Source organism: Streptomyces sp. A1136 (genome assembly GCF_004795055.1).
GTDB lineage: Bacteria > Actinomycetota > Actinomycetes > Streptomycetales > Streptomycetaceae > Streptomyces.
In genome coordinates this window covers 1-21,220 of record NZ_SSBJ01000050.1, presented here as the reverse complement: position 1 = coordinate 21,220, position 21,220 = coordinate 1, and the positions used below count along the sequence as shown (strand labels likewise).

General features: G+C 71.4%; 21 protein-coding genes and 1 pseudogene. 7 read left to right on the top strand and 15 right to left on the bottom strand.

Features of this window, described 5'->3' with window-relative positions; translation table 11 throughout:
* Positions 1 to 107: 107 nt before the first annotated feature.
* Together E6R62_RS32750 and E6R62_RS32745 are read right to left on the bottom strand one after the other, a co-directional pair.
* Entirely contained in the window at positions 108 to 371 is a 264-nt protein-coding gene (locus tag E6R62_RS32750; RefSeq protein WP_136217118.1) for a hypothetical protein, read from the bottom strand.
* 138 nt (positions 372 to 509) lie between these two features.
* Entirely contained in the window at positions 510 to 1,658 is a 1,149-nt protein-coding gene (locus E6R62_RS32745; protein ID WP_136217117.1) for an adenosine deaminase, read from the bottom strand.
* Between the two features lie 114 nt (positions 1,659 to 1,772).
* Between E6R62_RS32745 and E6R62_RS32740 the strand changes: the two genes are divergently transcribed.
* From E6R62_RS32740 to E6R62_RS32730, 3 genes are all read left to right on the top strand, one after another.
* Positions 1,773 to 2,504 (top strand): alpha/beta hydrolase, encoded by a 732-nt coding sequence (locus E6R62_RS32740; RefSeq protein ID WP_136217116.1) that lies wholly within the window; start codon positions 1,773 to 1,775, stop codon positions 2,502 to 2,504.
* A gap of 93 nt (positions 2,505 to 2,597) precedes the next feature.
* Positions 2,598 to 2,966, top strand: a complete 369-nt coding sequence (locus tag E6R62_RS32735; RefSeq protein WP_136217115.1) for a cupin domain-containing protein — start codon at positions 2,598 to 2,600, stop codon at positions 2,964 to 2,966.
* A gap of 257 nt (positions 2,967 to 3,223) precedes the next feature.
* Entirely contained in the window at positions 3,224 to 4,399 is a 1,176-nt protein-coding gene (locus tag E6R62_RS32730) for a helix-turn-helix transcriptional regulator (RefSeq protein ID WP_240802031.1), read from the top strand.
* On the opposite strand, the gene E6R62_RS32725 is transcribed toward E6R62_RS32730, so the two are convergent.
* A complete protein-coding gene (locus E6R62_RS32725; protein WP_136217114.1) occupies positions 4,350 to 5,276 on the bottom strand; it encodes a LysR family transcriptional regulator in 927 nt (308 codons plus the stop codon). The genes E6R62_RS32730 and E6R62_RS32725 overlap by 50 nt on opposite strands.
* 99 nt (positions 5,277 to 5,375) lie before the next feature.
* Here E6R62_RS32725 and E6R62_RS32720 point away from each other — a divergent pair, with 99 nt between their 5' ends.
* From E6R62_RS32720 to E6R62_RS32710, 3 genes are all read left to right on the top strand, one after another.
* On the top strand, positions 5,376 to 6,656 hold the full coding sequence (locus tag E6R62_RS32720) for an MFS transporter (protein WP_136217113.1): 1,281 nt from the start codon (positions 5,376 to 5,378) through the stop codon (positions 6,654 to 6,656).
* Positions 6,657 to 6,850: 194 nt separating this feature from the next.
* Complete coding sequence (locus tag E6R62_RS32715; protein WP_136217139.1) at positions 6,851 to 7,501, top strand: L,D-transpeptidase; 651 nt, start codon at positions 6,851 to 6,853, stop codon at positions 7,499 to 7,501.
* A gap of 94 nt (positions 7,502 to 7,595) precedes the next feature.
* Positions 7,596 to 8,603: a sigma-70 family RNA polymerase sigma factor gene (locus E6R62_RS32710; RefSeq protein WP_136217112.1), complete on the top strand. Its 1,008-nt coding sequence runs from the start codon at positions 7,596 to 7,598 to the stop codon at positions 8,601 to 8,603.
* On the opposite strand, the gene E6R62_RS32705 is transcribed toward E6R62_RS32710, so the two are convergent.
* The 9 genes and pseudogenes from E6R62_RS32705 to E6R62_RS32665 all read right to left on the bottom strand — a co-directional run.
* Positions 8,490 to 8,825 (bottom strand): STAS domain-containing protein, encoded by a 336-nt coding sequence (locus E6R62_RS32705; RefSeq protein WP_240802030.1) that lies wholly within the window; start codon positions 8,823 to 8,825, stop codon positions 8,490 to 8,492. The genes E6R62_RS32710 and E6R62_RS32705 overlap by 114 nt on opposite strands.
* 109 nt (positions 8,826 to 8,934) lie before the next feature.
* Positions 8,935 to 10,212, bottom strand: coding sequence for a thymidine phosphorylase (locus E6R62_RS32700; protein WP_136217110.1), 1,278 nt, complete (start codon positions 10,210 to 10,212; stop codon positions 8,935 to 8,937).
* A 97-nt stretch (positions 10,213 to 10,309) separates the two neighbouring features.
* The gene (locus E6R62_RS32695) at positions 10,310 to 10,708 is read right to left on the bottom strand and encodes a cytidine deaminase (RefSeq protein ID WP_136217109.1); all 399 of its coding nucleotides are present in this window, start codon (positions 10,706 to 10,708) and stop codon (positions 10,310 to 10,312) included.
* Complete coding sequence (locus E6R62_RS32690; RefSeq protein WP_136217108.1) at positions 10,705 to 11,970, bottom strand: ABC transporter permease; 1,266 nt, start codon at positions 11,968 to 11,970, stop codon at positions 10,705 to 10,707. Before E6R62_RS32690 ends, E6R62_RS32695 begins: the two co-directional genes overlap by 4 nt.
* Complete coding sequence (locus tag E6R62_RS32685) at positions 11,967 to 13,082, bottom strand: ABC transporter permease (protein WP_136217107.1); 1,116 nt, start codon at positions 13,080 to 13,082, stop codon at positions 11,967 to 11,969. Before E6R62_RS32685 ends, E6R62_RS32690 begins: the two co-directional genes overlap by 4 nt.
* Positions 13,079 to 14,647, bottom strand: coding sequence for an ABC transporter ATP-binding protein (locus tag E6R62_RS32680; RefSeq protein ID WP_240802032.1), 1,569 nt, complete (start codon positions 14,645 to 14,647; stop codon positions 13,079 to 13,081). Before E6R62_RS32680 ends, E6R62_RS32685 begins: the two co-directional genes overlap by 4 nt.
* Positions 14,648 to 14,882: 235 nt before the next feature.
* Positions 14,883 to 15,947: a BMP family protein gene (locus tag E6R62_RS32675; RefSeq protein WP_136217105.1), complete on the bottom strand. Its 1,065-nt coding sequence runs from the start codon at positions 15,945 to 15,947 to the stop codon at positions 14,883 to 14,885.
* Between the two features lie 228 nt (positions 15,948 to 16,175).
* Positions 16,176 to 17,420, bottom strand: coding sequence for an amidohydrolase (locus E6R62_RS32670; RefSeq protein WP_136217138.1), 1,245 nt, complete (start codon positions 17,418 to 17,420; stop codon positions 16,176 to 16,178).
* Between the two features lie 137 nt (positions 17,421 to 17,557).
* Positions 17,558 to 18,241 (bottom strand): annotated as a pseudogene (locus tag E6R62_RS32665) (hypothetical protein); the annotation flags it as partial.
* On the opposite strand from E6R62_RS32665, the gene E6R62_RS39955 reads away from it, so the two are divergent.
* Positions 18,200 to 18,424, top strand: coding sequence for a hypothetical protein (locus tag E6R62_RS39955; protein ID WP_168714253.1), 225 nt, complete (start codon positions 18,200 to 18,202; stop codon positions 18,422 to 18,424). The pseudogene E6R62_RS32665 and the gene E6R62_RS39955 overlap by 42 nt on opposite strands.
* 52 nt (positions 18,425 to 18,476) lie before the next feature.
* Here the strand turns inward: E6R62_RS39955 and leuE are convergent, their stop codons facing one another.
* From leuE to E6R62_RS39950, 3 genes are all read right to left on the bottom strand, one after another.
* Positions 18,477 to 19,121 carry a leucine efflux protein LeuE gene (leuE, locus tag E6R62_RS32660; RefSeq protein WP_136217104.1) on the bottom strand — a complete coding sequence of 215 codons (645 nt, stop codon included), beginning with the start codon at positions 19,119 to 19,121 and terminating at the stop codon, positions 18,477 to 18,479.
* A gap of 72 nt (positions 19,122 to 19,193) precedes the next feature.
* On the bottom strand, positions 19,194 to 20,786 hold the full coding sequence (locus tag E6R62_RS32655; protein WP_136217103.1) for a methylmalonyl-CoA mutase: 1,593 nt from the start codon (positions 20,784 to 20,786) through the stop codon (positions 19,194 to 19,196).
* Between the two features lie 168 nt (positions 20,787 to 20,954).
* On the bottom strand, positions 20,955 to 21,131 hold the full coding sequence (locus E6R62_RS39950; protein ID WP_206308919.1) for a hypothetical protein: 177 nt from the start codon (positions 21,129 to 21,131) through the stop codon (positions 20,955 to 20,957).
* Positions 21,132 to 21,220: the final 89 nt, after the last annotated feature.

Below are 21,220 nucleotides of genomic sequence, written 5' to 3'. Positions count from 1 at the left end.
TACGGGTGACGGGCGCGGAGCAGGCCGCGCGGAGCACGGCCGCGGCGAGCACGGCCGCGGCGAGCACGGCCGTGCGCGTCACACCGTGCGGTCGGGCGCGATGTGGATCAGTTGCCGAGGTTGCTGAGCGGCACGCCACCGAGGAGGCCGGTCACCGCGCCGAGCGCCTCGCCGGGGTCGCTGGCGTCCTGGCCCTCGTGGCCGCCCATCTTCTGCTGGCTGGTGAGCCCCTGGACGGCGCCGGTGGCGGTGCCCAGGGCGTCGGTCAGACCGACGGCCGGGACGGCGGCGGAGGCGGAACCGGCGGCGACGGCGGCGAAGGCGGCACCCAGGGCGGCGACACCGAGCGTCTTGGCAGCTGACTTCTTCATCAAAATCGTCCTTGCGACGGGGAATTGAGCGGCTCCGCAAACTAGTCACTTCAAACCCCGACCCGCAAACATCCTTAAATACGAGAAAGCGCCCGGGATTTACCCTCCCCGGGCGCCGTCCTCATGTCACGCCATGACCTAGGCCGAGACAGAACCGCTGGTCGAAGCGGTCTGCCGGAACAGCCACTCGGACTTCAGCTCCGCGTAGCCGGGCTTGATCACGTCGTTGATCATCGCCAGTCGTTCATCGAAAGGAATGAACGCGGACTTCATCGCATTGACGGTGAACCACTGCATGTCTTCCAGCGTGTAACCGAACGTCTCGACCAGGTGCTCGAACTCACGGCTCATGCTCGTGCCGCTCATCAGCCGGTTGTCGGTGTTGACGGTCAGCCGGAAGTGCAGCTTGCGCAGCAGGCCGATCGGGTGCTCGGCGTACGAGGCGGCCGCGGCCGTCTGCAGGTTCGAGGTCGGGCACATCTCCAGGGGGATGCGCTTGTCCCGGACGTAGGAGGCCAGGCGTCCGAGCTTGACGGAACCGTCGGCGGCGACCTCGATGTCGTCGATGATCTTCACGCCGTGACCCAGGCGGTCGGCGCCGCACCACTGGAGCGCCTGCCAGATCGACGGCAGGCCGAAGGCCTCGCCCGCGTGGATCGTGAAGTGGTTGTTCTCGCGCTTGAGGTACTCGAAGGCGTCGAGGTGGCGGGTGGGGGGGAACCCGGCCTCGGCGCCGGCGATGTCGAAGCCGACCACGCCGTTGTCGCGGTAGCGGTTGGCCAGCTCGGCGATCTCCAGCGCGCGGGCCGCGTGGCGCATCGCGGTCAGCAGGGCTCCGATCCGGATGCGGTGGCCGTTCGCCTTCGCGCGGCGCTCGCCCTCGCGGAAGCCGTCGTTCACCGCCTCGACGACCTCTTCGAGGGTCAGGCCGGCTTCCAGGTGCTGCTCGGGGGCGTAGCGGATCTCGGCGTAGACGACGCCGTCCTCGGCCAGGTCCTCGGCACACTCGGCGGCGACGCGGAAGAGCGCCGCCTTCGTCTGCATGACGGCGCAGGTGTGCGCGAACGTCTCCAGGTAGCGCGGGAGTGAGCCGGAGTCGGCGGCTTCCCGGAACCACACGCCCAGCTTGTCGGCGTCGGTCTCGGGGAGGTTGTCGTAGCCGACCTCGCGGGCCAGCTCGATGATGGTGCCCGGGCGCAGGCCACCGTCGAGGTGGTCGTGGAGGAGCACCTTGGGGGCGCGGCGGATCTGGTCCGGGGTGGGAAGGTTCGGGGTGTCGCTCGTCATCTGGGCACTGTAGCTCCTACGCGCGTAGAGCACGGGGTCGGCGTCAACCGTCGATACGTAACAGTGACCGTACGGACGGGTCGCGTACACCTGTCGGTCTGAGACTGTTCCGCCATGGCACAGCATGCGCCGCCGGCGCGCGGGGCCCGCCTGGGGCGGGCGGCCGGCGCGAACGGCTCGGTCTCGACGGTCAGTGGTGTGGTGCTCCTGCTTCCCGGGGCGTCCAGATTCTTCCCCGGTCCCGTGCGGGCGCTCGCGCGGGCCCTGGCCCGGGCGGGCGGGGCGCAGGGACTGGCCGCGCACCCGGTGCTCCACGGGGCCGGCGCCCGCGAGGACGACGCCCGCTGGGCGGCGGACGAGGTGGTCCGCAGATACGGAGACGTGCCGGTCTGCCTCGCGGGCTATGACGCCGGCGGTCTGGCCGCGCTGCGCGCCGCGGGGCACGAGGCCGTCCACGCGGTGCTGGCGCTGGCCCCGTCCGTCGGCGCGGGCGGGGCGGCCGGGAACGGCTCCCCGGAGTCGGAACCGGTGAAGCAGTTGGCGGGCCGGCAGGTGCTGATCGTGCACGGCACCGACGACGGGCGCTGCGATCCTGAGGCGTCCTTCCGGTTGGCGGCGCGGGCGAAGAAGGCGAATCGTTCCACGTGTCGGTTCGAGGTGCACAGCGACGGGCACGGGCTGCGCGAGCACCAGGCGGAAGTGGTGGCCCTCGGGGTGGATTTCGTCCTCGGCGCGATGTTCTCGGGGCGGTACTCGCGGCCGGTGACGGACGCCCTCGCCGCGCCTCCGCCGCTGGGTCTGCGAATGCCGCTGGCGTCGGGTTTCGGGCGCACGCCCAGGCGCTGAAACGCCCCGGGCGAGGGCGCCGACCGCGCGTAAAGTGGGAAGTGGACTCGGGTGGTTGTCCTCGGGGGCTTCTTCCACGGGAGGCGATCAGGCATGGCCCAGATCGTGCGCAAGAACTTCGACGACGCGGACGAGACGCGCCCGTTCCAGGACGGCAAGGGCCGGCTGGACGTGATCCAGGCGGAGGGCGGGCCCATCGGCCGCGCGGTGTTCGAGCCGGGCTGGCGCTGGTCGGAGCACATCAAGCCGATGGCCGGCACGGACAGCTGCCAGGCCGCGCACACCGGCTACATGGTGAGCGGCCGGATGAAGGTCGTGATGGACGACGGCACGACCGAGGAGTACGGCCCCGGCGACTTCATGCAGATCGAGCCCGGGCACGACGCCTGGGTGGTGGGCGACGAGCGGGTGGTCGCCGTGGACTGGACCGGATTCGGCGACTACGCGAAGTCGTCCGGCTGACGGCCTGACGACCTGACGACTTCGGCGCGTACGGCGGGCCGACGGGCGGCGCGCCGGATCGGCGGGCCCGCCGATCCGCCCCCTCACGGTCGGACGGCCGCGGCCGTTCCGGCGCGCCCTCCGGCGCCTTCCCCCTCGGGCGTGGTCCCACTGTGCCGGTTCGGCATATGCCACGGGGTCCGGGCCAGGCGTCGTCTTACCGCCTTGCGGGAAAACGAGGGGTTTACAAAACCCCACCCACAGGGAGAAATAGGCGCATGTCGGCCGACGACCTCGGAGCCCGTGTCCGGGACGACGGGCTGAGCCCCGCCGCTCGGCGCCTCTACGCGTACGCGGTGGACCGACGCGCCTTCACGGCTCAGGAGGCCTGCGCCGTCCTCGGCGCACGCGCCGGCACCGCGATCACCGAGTTGGCCGCGGCCCACCTGCTCCAGCGCGCTCCGGGCCCCGGCCCCGAACGGTGGAGCGCGGTGGCGCCCCGCGCGGCGGCGGCCCGGGCCCTGGCCCCGCTCGCGCTGCTCGTCCGGGACACCCACGACGAGATGGACCGGCTGCGCGGGCGGCTGGAGGAGCTGGTCCCGGCTTACGAGGCGGGGGCCGCGCACCGCGATCCGGGCGGCTCGGGGCACCTGGAGCTGGTGACCGACCTCGGAGCGGTACGGGGGCTCATCGCGGAGCTCGCGGCGGCCACCGAGTGCGAGTTGCTGACCTCGCAGCCGGGCGGCGGGCGGCCGCCCGAGTCGTTGGAGGAGTCGATCGGGCGCGACGAGGCACTGTTGGCGCGCGGGGTGCGGATGAGGACGGTCTACCAGCACACGGCCCGGTACTCGCGTCCGACGGCGGCCTACGTGGAGCGGCTGACGGCGCTGGGCGCGCAGGTCCGCACGGTCGGCGACGGCCTGATGCGCATGCTGGTCTTCGACGGGCACACCGGGCTGATGGAGGTGCCGGAGCGCAGCGGGGCGGCGCTGGTGGTGCGCGAGCCGAACGTCGTGCACTTCATGAAGGGCGCCTTCGAACGGTCCTGGGTGGCGGCGGAACCCTTCCCCGTGACGGTCGGCCCCGAGGCCGCCCGCTCCCTCAGCGAGGAGTTGCGGCAGACGATCGTGCGGCTGCTGGCGGAGGGGCTGGAGGACAAGGTGATCGCGCGCCGGCTGGGCATGTCGCAGCGGACCTGCCAGCGGCACATCGCGGGGATCATGCGGGCGGTGGGCGCCACCTCGCGGTTCCAGGCCGGGTACCTGCTGGCGACCGGGGCCGGGGAGGCCGGACCTGGGGTGGGCGGGTCCGGGGAGGACGGGTCCGGGAAGGACGGGTCCGGAGAGGACGGGTCCGGGAAGGACGGCGTCGGAGAGGACGGGGTCGGGGCGGCGGCGGTCCGGCTCACAGTTCGGGGATCAGCCGACCCCGCCGGGACAACAGGAACCGCTTGAACTCCGCCACGGGCGGCGTGTCGGGGTGCCCGTCGCGCCAGGCGACACCGATCTCGCGGACCGCGCGCGGCGCCGTCACCGTCAGTTCGACCACGCCGGGCCGGGCCACGGCGGGCGGCGGCAGCAGGGCCACGCCGAGGCCCGCGGCGACCAGGCCCCGCAGGGTCTCCGCCTCCTCGCCCTCGAAGGCGACCCTCGGGGTGAACCCGGCTTCCGCGCACAGGTCGTCGGTGATGCGGCGCAGCCCGTAGCCGGGCTCCAGGGTGACGAAGGTTTCCTCCGCGGCCTCGGCGAGGCGGACGCGTTTGCGGCCCGCGAGGCGGTGGTCGTCGGGAACGACCAGCCGCAGCCGCTGTTCGTCCAGCCGGCGGGCCACCAGGTCGGGGGCGTCGGGGACCGGGGAGGTCAGGCAGAGGTCGAGTTCACCGGCCCGCAGCCGCTCCAGCATGGCCTCGCCGTAGTTCTGGACGAGGGAGAACCGGATCCTCGGGTGGTCGGCGCGGAAGGCGCGGATCAGCCCGGGCACGGTCTCGGAGCCCAGGGTGTGCAGGAAGCCGAAGGCGACCTTGCCGGAGGCCGGGTCGGCGTCCTGTTGCACGGACTCGGCGGCGCGGGCGATCTCACCGAGGGCCCGCCGGGCGGAGGCGAGGAAGGTGCGCCCGGCGGTGGTGAGGGCCACGGTGCGGCCCTTGCGGGCGAACAGCGTGACGGACAGGTCCTGTTCGAGGCGGACCATGGCCCGGGACAGCGTCGACTGCGGCACGCCCAGCTCCTGCGCGGCGCGGGTGACGTGTTCGTGCCGCGCGACCGCGACGAAGTAGGCCAGCCGGGGGGCCAACAGACTTGTCACGGGGATGTCTTCTTCGTAACGGCTCATTGACATGCGCCTCCCTGAACTGGACTGATGCACGAGTGGATTGATTATCGCGATTCTGTGCATTGGACGCATGAAACGGCCCGGGTCTACCGTCGAGACATGCCTCCCGCTCATACCGGGGCACCCACCATCCCGGGTGCCTCCACCCCGTCGTCCCCCGCACCGGAACCCCACTCCCCCGGCCGCCCCGGCTACCGCCGGATGAGCCTCGCGCTCTTCGCCGCCGGACTGGCGACCTTCGCACTCCTCTACTCCACCCAGGCGCTGCTGCCCGCGATCTCCGGCGACTTCGGGGTGACGGCCGGTCAGGCCAGTTGGACGGTGTCCGCCGCCACCGGAGCGCTCGCCCTCTTCGTCCTGCCGCTGAGCGCGTTGTCCGAGCGGTTCGGGCGGACCCGGATGATGACCTGCGCGATGGCCCTGGCCGTCGGTGTCGGGCTGCTCGTCCCGTTCGCCCCGAACCTGGAGTGGCTGGTGGCGCTGCGCGCGCTGCAGGGAGCGGCCATCGCCGGCATCCCGGCCTCCGCGATGGCGTACCTGGCGGAGGAGGTCCGCCCGAAGGCGTTGGTCGGCGCGATCGGCCTGTTCGTCGCGGGCAATTCGATCGGCGGGATGAGCGGCCGCATCGTCACCGGCTGGGCCGCGCAGCTGTGGGGCTGGCGGGCCGGGCTGCTGACGGTCGGGCTGATGGCACTGGCGTGCGCGGCGGCGTTCCTGGTGCTGCTGCCCCGGGCGCGGTTCTTCCGGCCGGCGTCGCTGGAGCCGCGCGCCGTGGGACGTACGGTCGCGGGGCACCTGCGGGACCCGCTGTTGCTGCGGCTGTACGGGATCGGCGCGCTGTTCATGACGGTGTTCGGGGCGGTGTACACGGTCATCGGGTACCGCCTGGTGGACGAGCCGTTCTCGCTGGGGCAGGGCGTCGTCGGATCGGTGTTCCTGGTCTATCTGGTCGGTACGGTCTCATCGGCGGCCGCCGGGCAGTTGGTGGCCCGCGTCGGACGGCGCGGCGCGCTGTACCTGGCGGTGACCACGACCGCGCTCGGGCTGCTGCTCTCCCTGGCGGACTCGTTGGCCGCCGTCCTGGCGGGCCTGGTGCTGATCACGGCCGGGTTCTTCGCGGGGCACGCGGTGGCCTCGGCTGCGGTGAGCCGGACGGCGACGACGGGCCGGGCGCAGGCGTCGGCGCTCTACCAGTCGGCGTATTACCTCGGTTCGAGCGCGGGCGGCACCCTCGGGGCGCTCGCCTACCACGCCTCGGGGTGGGCGGCCACGGTCGGGATCGCGCTGGTGGCGGTGGTCGGCGTCGCGTCGATCACCCTGTACGGGTCGCACGCGGCGCGCACCGAACGCCGTCCCACCTCACTGGCCGCGATGCGCTGATACGACGCCGCGCGCACCCGCCGTACGACATCGGTACGAGGTGATTTACGGAGCCCGGAGCCCATCGCGCTCCGGGCTCCGGCACGTTCGGCCTCCGGGGAGGGAAGGGATGCGGTGGGGAGGCGGATGTGACATCCACACGGAAACGACGGATTCGTACGAGGGGCCGGGCGGCGGCACTGGTGGGCGCGGCGATGGCCCTGGCGGCGTCGCTGGTGGCCGTCGGGGGCGGGACGGCGCAGGCCGCGTCCTGCACCGCGACGACCGGGCCCTACCAGCGGCAGGTCGAGCAGTTCCTTGGGCGACCGGTGGACGGCGTGCAGTCGGTGGCCGACTGCACGGCCATCAGGTCGTTCCAGGCGACGTACGGCATCACCCCGACCGCGGGGTACGCCGGGCCGCTCACCTGGCAGACGATGAGCGTGATGCTGGCGCAACGGGCGGCCGGCACCACCCCCAACCGGGACGGCGCGTGCCCGGTGGACCTGGGGCGGATCGCCTGCGTGGACCTGACGCGCCAGCTCAGCTGGGTCCAGGACGGCGGGAAACTGGTCTACGGGCCGGTGCCGGTGCGCACGGGCAAGGACGGGACCGAGACGCGGACCGGTCACAAGCGGATCTACTACCGCGACATCGACTTCTGGTCGACGCTCTACGACGTCGCGATGCCGTACGCGCAGTTCTTCGACGGGGGCATCGCCTTCCACTCCGTCGAGAAGAGCATGTGGAGCCCGCCCGGCTCCGGGGGCTGCGTGAACATGCGCCCGGCGGACGCCAAGGCGTACTGGAACCTGCTGCGAAGCGGTGACGACGTCTACGTGTACGGACGCAAGCCCGGCACCTGAGCCGTGCCCCGCGCGGCGCCCGGCGGTCCGGCTGCCGTTGTCAGACCCCTCCGGTAGTTTTCGACGTAGTGGAACTTACTGGGGGACGGCAGCCATGAGTGACCTCGCGACCAGCCCGGACCTCGACTCGGCGATGGACCGCTATCGAGTCGAGCTCACCGGCTACTGCTACCGGATGCTCGGGTCCTCCTTCGACGCCGAGGACGCGGTGCAGGACACGTACCTGCGTGCCTGGCGCGCCTACGACAAGTTCGAGGGCCGTTCCTCGCTGCGGTCCTGGCTGTACCGGATCGCGACCAATGTCTGCCTGGACCTGCTGAACGCGGGGAAGAAGCGGGCCCGGCCGATGGATTTGGGGGCGCCGCAGCACCAGGCCTCGGCCGTGCTCAACGAGCGGCCGGAGGTGACGTGGCTGGAGCCGGTGCCGGACGGGCGGGTGCTGCCGCAGACCGCCGATCCCGCGGAGACGGCGCTGGCGCGGGAGTCCGTCCGACTGGCCTTCGTCGCCGCGCTCCAGCACCTGCCGGCGAAGCAGCGGGCCGTGCTGATCCTGCGCGAGGTGCTGGCCTGGAAGGCGGACGAGGTCGCGACGCTGCTGGACACCACGGTCGCGTCGGTGAACAGCGCCCTCCAGCGGGCCCGGGCCACCCTCGCCGGTCAGGCGGTGCGCGCGAGCGATCCGGCGGACCCGCTGGACGCGGACCAGGCGAAGCTGTTGGAGCGGTACCTGAGCGCCTTCGAGGCGTATGACATCTCCGGGCTCACCGCCCTGCTGCACGAGGACGCGGTGCTGTCGATGCCGCCGTACGACCTGTGGCTGCGCGGTCACGCCGACATCGCGGCGTGGCACCTGAACCAGGGCATCGGATGCAAGGGGTCCCGGCTCGTCCCGACGACGGCGAACGGCATGCCGGCCTTCGGGCAGTACCGTCCGCGCGCGGACGGCCGACCCGGACACGAGCCGTGGGCGTTGCAGGTGTTGGAGATATCAGGGGGGAAGATCGTCGGGCTGAACGCCTTCCTGGACACCGCCAGGTGGTTCCCGATGTTCGGGCTCCCCGAGCAGCTCGACGAGTCCGACGAGGTCCAGCAGGGCGCGTAGGCGCGGGGCGGCCCCGGCCAGGCTGAGGCGGACCCCGGCCCGGCGGGCGGCCAGGGCGAGGCGGGCCAGTCCGTCCACGTCGGCGAGCCCGGCGTCGCCGAGTTCCCCGGCGGCGCACACCACCCACAGCGGGCGGGGCCCGTCCCGGCACAGGGCGTCGAGCCGGTCGGCGTCCTCGACGGTCACGGCGGGGCCGGACAGCACCAGTCTTCTGATCTCCACGAGGGGTTGACCGGGCCGCGCACCCGAACTCATCGCCCGGGAGCCGGTGTGAGGCCGTCGGCGCGGCTCCGGACGGGGAGCCGCGCCGACGGGGTCAGGGGGATGGTGCTCAGGCGATGCGGTCGAGCACGATCGGGTTCGCGGTGAAGGCGGTGCCCGCCGGAGCGACGTCGTAGGAGCCCTCCAGGGCCGCCAGGGCGTACTCGAACTTCTCCGGGGTGTCGGTGTGCAGGGTCATCAGGGCCTGGCCCGCGGTGACCGTCTCGCCGGGCTTGGCGTGCAGCTCGATGCCGGCGCCCGCCTGGACCGGGTCCTCCTTGCGGGCGCGGCCGGCGCCCAGGCGCCAGGCGCCGACGCCCACGGCGTAGGCGTCCAGCCGGGTCAGGACACCGGAGGCGGGGGCGGTGACGACGTGCTGCTCGCGCGCGACGGGCAGGGTGGCGTCCGGGTCGCCGCCCTGGGCGGCGATCATCCGGCGCCACACGTCCATCGCGGAGCCGTCGGCGAGGGCCTTCGCCGGGTCGGCGTCCTTGATGCCAGCCGCGTCCAGCATCTCCCGGGCCAGGGCCAGGGTCAGCTCCACGACGTCGGCGGGACCGCCGCCGGCGAGGACCTCGACCGACTCGCGGACCTCCAGCGCGTTGCCGGCGGTCAGCCCGAGCGGGGTGGACATGTCGGTGAGCAGGGCGATGGTCTTGACCCCGCTGTCGGTGCCGAGGGCGACCATGGTGGAGGCGAGCTCGCGGGCGTCCTCGATGTTCTTCATGAAGGCGCCGGAGCCGACCTTGACGTCCAGGACCAGCGAGCCGGTGCCCTCCGCGATCTTCTTCGACATGATGGAGGAGGCGATCAGCGGGATCGCCTCGACCGTGCCGGTCACGTCGCGCAGCGCGTACAGCTTCTTGTCGGCGGGGGCCAGGCCGTCACCGGCCGCGCAGATGACCGCGCCGGTGGTGTCGAGGACGTTCAGCATCTCCTCGTTGGACAGCAGCGCGCGCCAGCCGGGGATGGACTCCAGCTTGTCCAGGGTGCCGCCGGTGTGGCCGAGGCCCCGGCCCGAGAGCTGCGGCACGGCCGCGCCGCAGGCGGCGACGAGCGGGGCGAGCGGCAGGGTGATCTTGTCGCCGACGCCGCCGGTGGAGTGCTTGTCGGCGGTCGGACGGGAGAGGGAGTCGAAGTTCATCCGCTCGCCGGAGGCGATCATCGCGGCCGTCCAGCGGGCGATCTCGGCCCGGTTCATGCCGTTCAGCAGGATGGCCATCGCCAACGCCGACATCTGCTCGTCGGCGACGACGCCCCGCGTGTACGCGTCGATGACCCAGTCGATCTGTTCGGGGCTCAGTTCGCCGCGGTCGCGCTTGGTGCGGATGACGGAGATGACGTCCATGGAGTGCTTCCTTCTACGCGCATAGAGAAGAGGGGGAAGGATGAGACGGAAACACGACGGCCCTTCGCCCGGGAGGGACGAAGGACCGTCGCTTCGGCTATCTGAGGTGGTCCGGCCCGAAGGCCTGGGGCAGCATCGCCGAGAGCGGCAGGACGCCTTCCGGCGTCTCCACCTGGAGTTCGGGGCCCCCGAACTCGAAGAGCAGCTGCCGACAGCGGCCGCACGGGACGAGGATCTCGCCCTTGCCGTCCACGCACGTGAAGTGCGTGAGCCGACCGCCGCCCGTGGCCTGGAGGGCGGACACCAGCCCGCACTCGGCGCACAGGCCCAGCCCGTAGCTGGCGTTCTCCACGTTGCAGCCCACGACCGTGCGGCCGTCGTCGACCAGCGCGGCCACACCGACCGGGAAGCCGGAGTACGGGGCGTACGCCCGCGTCATCGCCTCCCGGGCGGCGGTCCGCAGTGCCTCCCAGTCGACGGCGGCGTGCGGGCTCACTTGCCCTGGCCCTTGCGGTACGGCAGGCCGTCCGCCTTGGGCATCCGCAGGCGCTGCGCCGACAGGGCGAGCACGAGCAGGGTCGTGACGTACGGGGCGGCGTCCACGAACTGGCTCGGGACGGCATCGGTGAGCGCGTACCAGAGGAAGAGACCGGCGGAGCAGAGCGCCGCGATGCCCGCCTGCCAGTGCTTCTTCTTGTAGAGCTGCCAGCCGACGACGAGGACGAGCAGGATCGCGAGCAGCAGGAGCATCGCGTGGACGTTCTCGGCGCCACCGCGCAGCCGGAGGCTGTAGGTGAAGCCGAAGAGGCCCGAGCCGAGGGCCATGCCGCCCGGCATCCAGTTGCCGAAGATCATCGCGGCGAGACCGATGTAACCGCGGCCGCCGGTCTGCCCCTCCTGGTAGATGCCGGTGGAGACGATCGCGAGGAACGCGCCGCCGAGACCGGCCATCGCGCCGGAGACGACCACGGCGATGTACTTGTACTTGTAGACGTTCACGCCGAGCGACTCGGCGGCGATCGGGTTCTCGCCGCAGGAGCGCAGGCGCAGACCGAAGGAGGTTCGCCACAGCACCCACCAGGTGGCCGGGACCAGCAGGACCGCCACGATGGTCAGCAGCGAGAGGTTGGTGACCAGCCCGCCGAGGACTCCGGCGACGTCCGAGATCAGGAACCAGTGTTTGCCCTGCAGCGTGGCCAACCAGTCCGAGACCCCGGGAATGGTGATCTCGGTGATCGGGTCGATGCGCGGGGACTGCTTGGAAGAGCCGCCCGGGGCCTTGTCGAAGGTGAAGTTCGACAGGTACTGGGTGAAGCCCACGGCCAGGATGTTGACCGCCACACCGGAGACGATGTGGTTGACGTTGAACGTCACGGTGATGATCGCGTGCAGCAGGCCGCCGAGGGCGCCGCCGACGACGCCCAGGAGGACACCGGTCCACGGACCCCACTGGTAGCCGGCCCAGGCGCCGAACCAGGTGCCCAGGATCATCATGCCTTCGAGGCCGATGTTGACGACGCCCGCGCGCTCGGCCCACAGGCCGCCGAGACCCGCGAGGGCGATCGGCACGGCGAGCTGGAGGGCGCCGGAGACCTGGCCGACGGACGTCAGGTCGTCGGCCCCGGAGATGATCCTGACCAGGGAGATCAGGGCGAGTCCGCCCGCGATCATCAGCAGGATCCAGGGCAGGGTCAGCTTGCGGCGGCCGCCGCCCTTCTTGGGCGCGGCGCTCGTCGCGGAAACGGTGCTGGTGCTCACGCCGCGACCTCCTTGTTGTCGGTCTTGAGGGCGTGGCCTGCGGCCAGCTCTTCGCCGACCTTCTGCTGCTGGCGGCGGATGCCGTAGCGGCGGACGAGCTCGTAGCTGACGACGACGGCGATCACGATCAGGCCCTGCAGGATCGTGCCGATCTCCTTGGCGTAGCCGTTCTGGTCGAGACCGGCGGAGGCCTTGTCGATGAAGGCGATCAGGAGGGCCGAGAAGAAGATGCCGACGGGGTTGTTCCGGCCGAGCAGCGCGATGGTGATGCCGGTGAAGCCGATGCCCAGCGGGAAGGACAGGTTGTAGGTGTGCGACTCGCCGAGCAGCAGCGGCATGCCGGTCAGACCGGCGACCGCGCCCGAGACGAGCATGGACGTCATGATCATCTTCTTGGCGTCCACGCCGGAGGCCTGGGCCGCCGACTCGCTGGCGCCGGTGGCGCGCAGGTCGAAGCCGAAGCGGGTCCGGTTCAGCACGAACCAGTAGACGATGCCCAGGGCGAAGGCGACGAAGGTGAAGCCGTAGATGTCGCCGCCGGACAGGGAGAGGGACGGGAACCAGCCCGACTCCGGGATGTCGCCGGTGGTGAGGTCGTTGGAACCGGCCGGCTGGACGCCGAAGTTCTTCGGCAGGATCAGCCAGGCGATCAGCGAGGTCGCGATGGCGTTGAGCATGATCGTGGAGACGACCTCGCTCACGCCGCGGCGGGCCTTGAGGATGCCCGCGATGCCGGCCCAGAAGGCACCCGTGAGCATGGCCACGGCCACGATCAGCAGGATGTGCAGCGGACCGGGCAGCGAGACCGCCGTGCCGACCACCGCGGAGAACATCGCCGCGAGGCGGTACTGGCCGTCGACGCCGATGTTGAAGAGGTTCATCCGGAAGCCGATGGCGACGGCCAGGGCTGCCAGGTAGTAGATGCCGGCCTGGTTGATGATCAGGACCTGGATGTCCTCGTAACCGGCCTGCTCGATCATGATGCGCAGCGGGTCGATCGGGTCGACGCCCGAGGCCGCCAGCACGATCACCGTCAGCAGCAGGGCGCTGATCAGGGCGAGCAGCGGCCCGGCGACCGAGAGCAGCAACCGGTCCTTGTCGAATTTCTTCATCGGGCCTCGTCCTCCGTCGTCCCGTCGGCAGCGGCGGAGCCTTCAACGTGGTCGTTCGTTGCTTCCAGGTGCCCGCTCGCGGCACCCGTCATGGCGGTGCCCAGCTCCTCGGGCGTGATGGTCGCCGGGTCGGCGTCCGCGACCAGGCGACCGCGGTAGATGACGCGCAGCGTGTCGGACAGGCCGATCAGCTCGTCGAGGTCGGCGGAGATGAGCAGCACGGCGAGGCCCTCGCGCCGGGCCTCGCGGATGGCGTCCCAGATCTGCGCCTGCGCACCGACGTCCACACCGCGGGTGGGGTGGGCGGCGATGAGGAACTTCGGGTTGTGGCTCATCTCGCGGCCGACGATCAGCTTCTGCTGGTTGCCGCCGGACAGGGAGGCCGCGGTGACTTCGATGCCCGGGGTGCGGACGTCGTACTCGCGCACGATGCGCTCGGTGTCCTTGCGGGCGGCCTTCGGGTCGAGGACACCGCGCTTGGAGTTGGGCGCCTCGGTGACGTGGCCGAGGATGCGGTTCTCCCAGAGCGGGGCCTCCAGCAGCAGCCCGTGCCGGTGGCGGTCCTCGGGGATGTAGCCGATCCCGCCCTCGCGGCGCTTGCGCGTCGGGGTGGTGGAGATGTCCCGGCCGTCGAGGGTGATGACGCCGCCGTCGGGGATGCTCATGCCCATCAGCGCGTCGATGAGCTCGGTCTGCCCGTTGCCCTCGACACCGGCGATACCGAGGACCTCACCCTTGTGGATGGTGAAGTCGATGCCGGCCAGCACCTCGCGGACGATCCCGTCGGGGTCGGTGGCGGTCAGCCGCAGGTTCTCCACGCGGAGCATCGGCGTCGTGGTCACCGTGGACTCGCGGGTCTCCGGCGAGGGCAGCTCGCTGCCGACCATCAGCTCGGCGAGCTGCTTGGTGGTGGCGGTCCGGGGGTCGGCGGTGCCGACCGTGGTACCGCGGCGGATGACGGTGATGTCGTCGGCGACCTTCAGCACCTCGCCCAGCTTGTGCGAGATGAAGATGACGGTCAGACCCTCGGCCTTGAGCTCGCGCAGGTTGTCGAAGAGCGCGTCCACTTCCTGCGGCACGAGCACGGCGGTCGGCTCGTCGAGGATGAGGGTGCGGGCGCCGCGGTAGAGGACCTTGAGGATCTCCACGCGCTGGCGGTCGGCGACGCCGAGCTCCTCGACGAGGGCGTCGGGACGGACCCCGAGACCGTACGCGTCCGAGATCTCCATGATCTTCTTGCGGGCCTTGCCGCCGATCCCGTACAGCTTCTCGCCGCCGAGAACGACGTTCTCCAGGACGGTGAGGTTGTCGGCGAGCATGAAGTGCTGGTGCACCATGCCGATGCCGCGGGCGATGGCATCGCCCGGGTTGGCGAAGGAGACCTGCTCCCCGTCGACGGCGATGGTGCCCTCGTCCGGCTTCTGCATGCCGTAGAGGATCTTCATCAGGGTCGACTTGCCGGCACCGTTCTCACCGATGAGGGCATGGACCGTGCCCTTGCGAACGGTGATGTCGATGTCCTTGTTGGCGACGACGCCAGGGAAACGCTTGGTGATGCCGTGCAGTTCTACGGCGGGGGGGCTGGACGCGTTGATGACGCACTCTCCTTGGCGCGAAGGAGCGGAAGGCAGGGGGACAGGGCGGTGAGAGAAGGTACCGCGTCCACGGTTCCTCTACGCGCGTAGCACTGTCGGAAGTGAAAACTGGTGGCCGGGTGGCCATGTGACGCGGGGCGGGGTCCGGGTGGCGGCAGAGCCGCTACCCGGACCCCGAAGACCGTTCGGCCGTCAGGCCCGTCCCTTACGGGGCGGTCTTGACGGTGATCTTCTTCGCGATGATGTCGGCCTTGGCCTTCTCCACCGCGGCGATGACGTCGGCCATCTTCTTGTACTCGGGGTTGGAGTCGGCCAGGCCGACGCCGTTCTTGTCCAGGCCGTAGCGGACCTCACCGGTCTGCGGCTTGCCGTCCGCGACCGACTTGATCTCGTTGAAGACCGCGGCGGAGACGTCCTTGGTGACCGAGGTCAGGATGTGGTCCTTGTACTTCGACAGACCGGCCTGGTTGTACTGGTCGGAGTCGACACCGATCGCCCACTTGCCGGCGGTGGCGGTGGCCTCGATCGCACCCGAACCGGCGAGACCGGCGGCGGCGTAGATCACGTCGGCGCCGGCGTCGAGCTGGCCCTTGGCGGTGGCCTTGCCGAGGTCGGGCTTGGCGAAACCGGAGAAGTCCGGCGGCTGCGTCAGGTAGGCCGACAGCACCTTGGCGTTCGGGTTGGTGTCCTTGACGCCCTGCGTGAAGCCCGCCTCGAACTTCTTGATCAGCGGAACCTCGACACCGCCGATGAAGCCGACCGTGCCGGACTTCGAGGCCTTGGCGGCGGCGACGCCGGCCAGGTACGAACCCTGCTCCTCGTTGAAGACGAGGTTGGCGATGTTCTTGTCGGTCACCGAGGTGTCGTCGATGATGCCGAACGTGGTGTTCGGGAACTTCGGCGCGACCTTCTTGATGGCCGGGGCGTAGGAGAAACCGACGCCGATGACCGGGTTGTTGCCCTTGCGCGCGAGCTCGGTCAGGCGCTGGACCTTGTCGGCCTCGGACTCGCCCTCGGTGGGCTCGGCCTCGGCGGTCTTGATCTTGAGTTCGGCCTTCGCCTTCTCAAGACCGGCGTAGGCGGCGTCGTTGAACGACTGGTCGCCGCGGCCGCCGATGTCGTACGCGATGGCGGCGCTCTGCTCCTTCGTCCCGGAGGACGAGCTGGAGGACGTGGCGTCCGACGACTTCTTTCCGCCACAGGCGGTGGCCGAGAGGGCCAGCGCCGCGGACGCGATGCCCACGGTGGCGATCCTGGTGATCCGGCGCAAGGGGAGGCTCCTTCAAAACCTGACCGAAGCGCCACGACCGGCGCTGGTTTCGCGGCGATCGTAACGCGCGTAGATGTCAGTTAAGAGCCCGTTCAGGAGTCGTTATCGGATCGTCGCGAACCGGACAGTGACCGATCAGTAACAGTCACACGCCCAGCCCTTGCATACCAAGGGCTGGACAGGTGCGCCGAGGGCCGCTCAGATGTTGTACAGATTTTGCCCTGACTTTTACCGGGGGGGCCTGGCGCGCCGCCCGTCGAGCAGCGCGGCGGCCGTGAAGAACTCGACGCCGACGGCGATCGCGGACTCGTCCACGTCGAAGTCGCCGCGGTGCAGGTCCCGCTTGGCCGGGTCGCCCGGCTTGTGCACCCCGAGGCGGGCCATGGCGCCCGGGACGTGCTCCAGGTACCAGGAGAAGTCCTCGCCGCCCAGGCTCTGCTCGGTGTCCTCGATCGCCCCGGGGCCGCGCCGGGCCGCCATCGCCTCCCGCAGCAGCTCGGTGACCAGCGGGTCATTGACCACGGGGGGCACGCCCCGGACGTAGGTGATCTCGGACTTGGCCCCGTGCAGGGCGGCGACCTCGTCGATCGCCGCGTGGATCTGGTCGGGGGCCTCGTGCCAGGCGTTCAGGTCCAGGCACCGCACGGTTCCCGACAGCTCCGCGTGCATCGGGATGACGTTGCAGGCGTGCCCCGCCTCGATCCGGCCCCAGGTGACGGACATGCCCGAGCGGGCGTCCATCCGCCGGGCCAGCACCGCCGGCACGTCGACGGCGACGCGGGCGGCCGCCGTGACGAGGTCGGTGGTCAGGTGGGGGCGGGCCGTGTGACCGCCGGGGCCCGCGAGGGCGACCTCCAGCCGGTCGCAGGCCGAGGTGATGGGGCCCGGGCGCAGCCCGATCTTCCCGGCGTCGACGCGGGGGTCGCAGTGCACCGCGATGATCTTCCCGACGCCGTCCAGCACCCCGTCCTCGATGGCGTCGCTGGCACCACCCGGCAGGACTTCCTCCGCGGGCTGGAACAGCAGCCGCACCGGCTGCGGCAGCAGGCCCTGCCGGTCGAGCTCGGCGAGCACCAGGCCGGCGCCGAGCACGGTCACGGTGTGGACGTCGTGGCCGCAGGCGTGCGCCCGGTCGGGGAAGGTCGAGCGGTACTCGACGTGGGACTTGGTGTCCGGGATGGGCAGGGCGTCGATGTCCGCGCGCAGGGCGAGCACGGGCCGCACCCCGTCCCAGGTGCCGACGTCACAGATCAGGCCGGTGCCGGTGCTCAGCACCCGTGGTCGCAGGCCGGCTTTTTCCAGCCGGGCCTTGATCGCGGCCGTGGTGCGGAACTCCTGGTGCCCGAGCTCGGGATGCATGTGCAGGTCCCGGCGGAAGGCGATCAGTTCGGCACGCAGGTGGTCCGGAAGCGTGCCGGGCAGCTCGGGCCGGTCGGGCGTGCCGGGCAGGGCGGTCTGGGACTCGCGGGACATCAACTGGTTCACCCGTTGAAGGTTAGGCGCACGGATGGGTCAACTGGCCGGAGATCACAAAAAGTTCATGCCGTTAGGGGATAGAAACCCGGCCTCCGGACGCATGACCGGTTGCGCCGGAGGGTAAACTCGCGCGCTCATCCGGCCGCCGGAGCCGCCTGGGCGGGGAGTCTGCGCACATCACGGGCGGTGTCGGTGACCCGCGCGAGGAAGCCCCGGGCCCGGGGTGAGGCGTCGGCCGTGAGCCAGGCCGGCTCGACATCGCATACGGCGACGGTGACGCCGGTACCGGCCAGGGCGTACGGCAGCGTGTCGACGACCGTGGACGGGAAGCTGACGATGGTCCGGCCCACCGGTCCACGCCGGGCGATGAGCTCAAGCGGCAGGTCGGGGCGGACGATCTCCAGCCCGGCGGCCTCGCTCAGCGTCCGCAGCTTCAGCGGGGACTCCCGGCGGTGCGCGAAGTACCGCGTCGCGCCGTGCTCCCGGGTCAGGGCGCGACGCGGCGTCGAGGTAGCGGGCCGGGTCCACCACCCCCGTCTCCACCAGCGAGGTGCCGACCAGGTCGGTGCCCTCGGTCAGGCGCGGCGGGCCGAAGCGGGAACGGGTCCAGGCGAAGTCGTTGACCCTCAGCTCCATCCCGGGCAGCGGTGTGACCGGCATCGAGGTGAACACCCGTACCCGGCGGCGCCCCCCGGGGTGAGCCGGCGCCGTGCGGTCCCCGACACCGGGGCGTACGCGAACTCCCGCACCCGGGACTCGGTCCCGCCGCCGGTGCGGTGCCAGCGGCGCAGCCGCTCGCCGCGGCCGAGCTGCCCGAGCGGCGCACGGAGGCGCGGGCCTACCTCGCGGGCTCGTTGACCCCGCGGACGCGGCGGTACTTCGCCCGGCGCAGGCTGACGGTGCCGGGGCTGCCGGGCGGCGTCGCCGCGCGGCCGGCCTTCCTGACGCACAGCCCGCTGCTGCGCCGGGTGGGCCGCCGCGTGCTGCGCCGCCTGCGCTGAACCGCGCGCGCGCCGGCCCGTCAGCCCGTCAGCCCGTCAGCCCGTCAGCCCGTCAGCCCGTCGCCAGCTTCGCCGCGAAGCCGAGGAAGAGGACGCCCGCGGCCGAGGTCGCGCCCGCCGAGAGCCGCCGGCGGCGGCGGAAGGCGGCCGACAGCCGGGTCCCGGTGAATATCAGCGTCGACAGGTACAGGAAGCTCGCCAGCTGCGACAACGTCCCCAGCAGCAGGAACGACAGGGCGGGGTAGGCGTAGCCGGGGTCCACGAACTGCACGAAGAACGACAGCAGGAACAAGATCGCCTTGGGGTTGAACAGGCTCACCACCAGCGCCCGCCGGTACGGCCGCTCGTCCTGCACCTCGGGTTCGGCCAGGGCCTCCTCCTGCCGGGCCGCCCGGTGGCGCCACAAGCCCCACGCCGTTCGCATCATTCCGACCGCGAGCCACGCCAGGTACCCCGCCCCGAGGAACTTGACCAGGGTGAACACCACCGGGCTGGCCTTGAGCAGCGCTCCGGCCCCGGCGGCGGTGAGGAACATGAGGACGGTGTCCCCGGTGAACACCCCGGAGGCGGCCTTGTACCCCTCGCGGACACCCTTGCGGGCGGCGACGGACAACACGTAGAGGGAGTTCGGTCCCGGCAGGAGGACGATGAGGACAAGGCCGGCGAGATAGGTCGGCAGATCGGTGACACCCAGCATGGGAGGGAGTGTCCCACGCTGGTACGACAGGCCGATATCCGTCGGTCGGCGGCTGAAAGCAAGCTCACAGGGTCAGAAGGCGTCCACCGGTACGTACGTGCCCCACACCTCCCGCAGCGCCCCGCACACCTCGCCCACCGTGGCCCGGACCCGCAGGGCCTCCTTCATCGGGTAGAGCACGTTCGCCGTGGCGTCGGCCGCCGCCGCCCGCAGCCCGTCCAGCGCCGCCGTCACCGCCGCCCCGTCGCGTTCCGCGCGCAGCCGCGTCAGCGCCTCGCACTGACGCGCCTCGATCGCCGGGTCCACCCGCAGCGGTTCGTACCGTTCCTCCTCCGCGAGTGCGAACCGGTTGACGCCCACCACGACCCGTTCGCCCGCCTCCTGCTCGCGCGCGAGGCGGTACGCGTTCCGCTCGATCTCGCCCTTCTGGAACCCGGCCTCGATCGCGGCGACCGCCCCGCCCAGTTCCTCCACGCGTCGCATGAGCGCGCGCACGGCCGCCTCCAACTCGTCCGTCATCCGCTCAACCGCGTACGACCCCGCGAACGGGTCCACCGTGTGCGGCACGTCGGTCTCGTGCGCGAGCACCTGCTGGGTGCGCAGCGCGAGCCGCGCCGACTTGTCCGTGGGAAGCGCGATCGCCTCGTCGAAGGCGTTGGTGTGCAGGGACTGCGTGCCGCCCAGCACCGCGGCCAGCGCCTGGACCGCCACCCGCACGAGGTTCAGCTCGGGCTGCTGGGCCGTCAGCTGTACGCCGGCCGTCTGGGTGTGGAAGCGCAGCATCAGCGACTTCGGATCGCGGGCGCCGAACTCCTCGCGCATGACCCGGGCCCAGATCCGCCGGGCGGCGCGGAACTTGGCGACCTCCTCCAACAGGGTCGTCCGGGCCACGAAGAAGAACGACAGCCGGGGGGCGAAGTCGTCGACCGGCATGCCCGCGGCGAGGGCGGTACGCACGTACGCGATCGCGTCGGCCAGGGTGAAGGCGATCTCCTGCGCGGGCGAGGCCCCGGCCTCCGCCATGTGGTAGCCGGAGATGGAAATGGTGTTCCACTTCGGGATCTCGGCCCGGCAGTACCGGAAGATGTCCGCCGTCAGCCGCAGCGACGGGCCGGGCGGGAAGATGTAGGTCCCGCGCGCGATGTACTCCTTGAGCACGTCGTTCTGGATCGTCCCGGTGAGTCGGTCGGCCGCGATGCCCTCCTCCTCGGCCACGAGCTGGTACATCAGCAGCAGCAGCGCCGCCGGGGCGTTGATGGTCATGGAGGTCGAGACCCGGTCCAGGGGAATCCCGTGGAAGAGCAGCCGCATGTCCTCGACGGAGTCGATGGCGACGCCGACCTTCCCGACCTCGCCGTGGGCGAGCGGGGCGTCGGAGTCGTGTCCCATCTGGGTCGGCAGGTCGAAGGCGACCGACAGCCCGGTGCCGCCGCCCTCGATCAGGGCCCGGTAGCGGGCGTTGGACTCGGCGGCGGTACCGAAGCCCGCGTACTGGCGCATCGTCCAGGGCCGTCCGGTGTACATCGTGGGATAGACCCCCCGGGTGTAGGGGTAGTCCCCGGGTACCCCCAGGCTGACGGCGGGGTCCCAGTCCGCGAGGGCCTCGGGGCCGTACACCGGCTCGATGGGGATTCCGCTCTCGGTGCTTGCTGGGGGACGAACCATGACCCACTCCTCCGTGGTTCCGGCCGGCCCGGGATCACCGCCCGGACCCCGCCGTGACGGCCGCTGGTCACAATGGCGCAACATCGCGGGGGCGTCCGCAACTGTCCACGCCCGCCACGCATCACCTACTTACACATCGGAGAACAAACGGGGGGCCGTCATGCACCGTCAGAAGGCAATAATCCGCACGCTGGGAGTCGCCACCGCCGTCGCGCTCGCCGCGACCGCCTGCGGGCCGCAGAAGTCGGGGGCCTCGGGCTCCCCTTCCCCGGCCTCGTCCGCGCCCACGGCGGTGTCCTCCCCCTCGGCGTCCGCCTCGCAGTCGCCGACCGTCAAGCCGATCATGGCCAACGGCGACGAGAGCGACCAGATCCGCGAGCTCCAGGCGCGCCTGCGCCAACTCAAGCTGATGTCGGTGGCGCCGACCGGCTTCT

Excerpts from the sequence above, each read along its gene's own strand:
- E6R62_RS32700 (WP_136217110.1), bottom strand. The coding sequence starts at position 10,212 with ATGGACGTCATCTCCGTCATCCGCACCAAGCGCGACCGCGGCGAACTG.
- E6R62_RS32685 (WP_136217107.1), bottom strand. The coding sequence starts at position 13,082 with ATGAAGAAATTCGACAAGGACCGGTTGCTGCTCTCGGTCGCCGGGCCG.
- E6R62_RS32655 (WP_136217103.1), bottom strand. The coding sequence starts at position 20,786 with ATGGTTCGTCCCCCAGCAAGCACCGAGAGCGGAATCCCCATCGAGCCG.
- E6R62_RS32730 (WP_240802031.1), top strand. The coding sequence starts at position 3,224 with ATGTCGGCCGACGACCTCGGAGCCCGTGTCCGGGACGACGGGCTGAGC.
- E6R62_RS32740 (WP_136217116.1), top strand. The coding sequence starts at position 1,773 with ATGGCACAGCATGCGCCGCCGGCGCGCGGGGCCCGCCTGGGGCGGGCG.
- E6R62_RS32670 (WP_136217138.1), bottom strand. The coding sequence starts at position 17,420 with ATGTCCCGCGAGTCCCAGACCGCCCTGCCCGGCACGCCCGACCGGCCC.
- E6R62_RS32735 (WP_136217115.1), top strand. The coding sequence starts at position 2,598 with ATGGCCCAGATCGTGCGCAAGAACTTCGACGACGCGGACGAGACGCGC.
- E6R62_RS32710 (WP_136217112.1), top strand. The coding sequence starts at position 7,596 with ATGAGTGACCTCGCGACCAGCCCGGACCTCGACTCGGCGATGGACCGC.
- E6R62_RS32745 (WP_136217117.1), bottom strand. The coding sequence starts at position 1,658 with ATGACGAGCGACACCCCGAACCTTCCCACCCCGGACCAGATCCGCCGC.
- E6R62_RS32725 (WP_136217114.1), bottom strand. The coding sequence starts at position 5,276 with ATGAGCCGTTACGAAGAAGACATCCCCGTGACAAGTCTGTTGGCCCCC.
- E6R62_RS39950 (WP_206308919.1), bottom strand. The coding sequence starts at position 21,131 with ATGATCGGCTTGACGGTCGGCGACTGCGAGGCGGACGCCGAGGGGGAG.
- leuE (WP_136217104.1), bottom strand. The coding sequence starts at position 19,121 with ATGCTGGGTGTCACCGATCTGCCGACCTATCTCGCCGGCCTTGTCCTC.
- E6R62_RS32750 (WP_136217118.1), bottom strand. The coding sequence starts at position 371 with ATGAAGAAGTCAGCTGCCAAGACGCTCGGTGTCGCCGCCCTGGGTGCC.
- E6R62_RS32720 (WP_136217113.1), top strand. The coding sequence starts at position 5,376 with ATGCCTCCCGCTCATACCGGGGCACCCACCATCCCGGGTGCCTCCACC.
- E6R62_RS32715 (WP_136217139.1), top strand. The coding sequence starts at position 6,851 with ATGGCCCTGGCGGCGTCGCTGGTGGCCGTCGGGGGCGGGACGGCGCAG.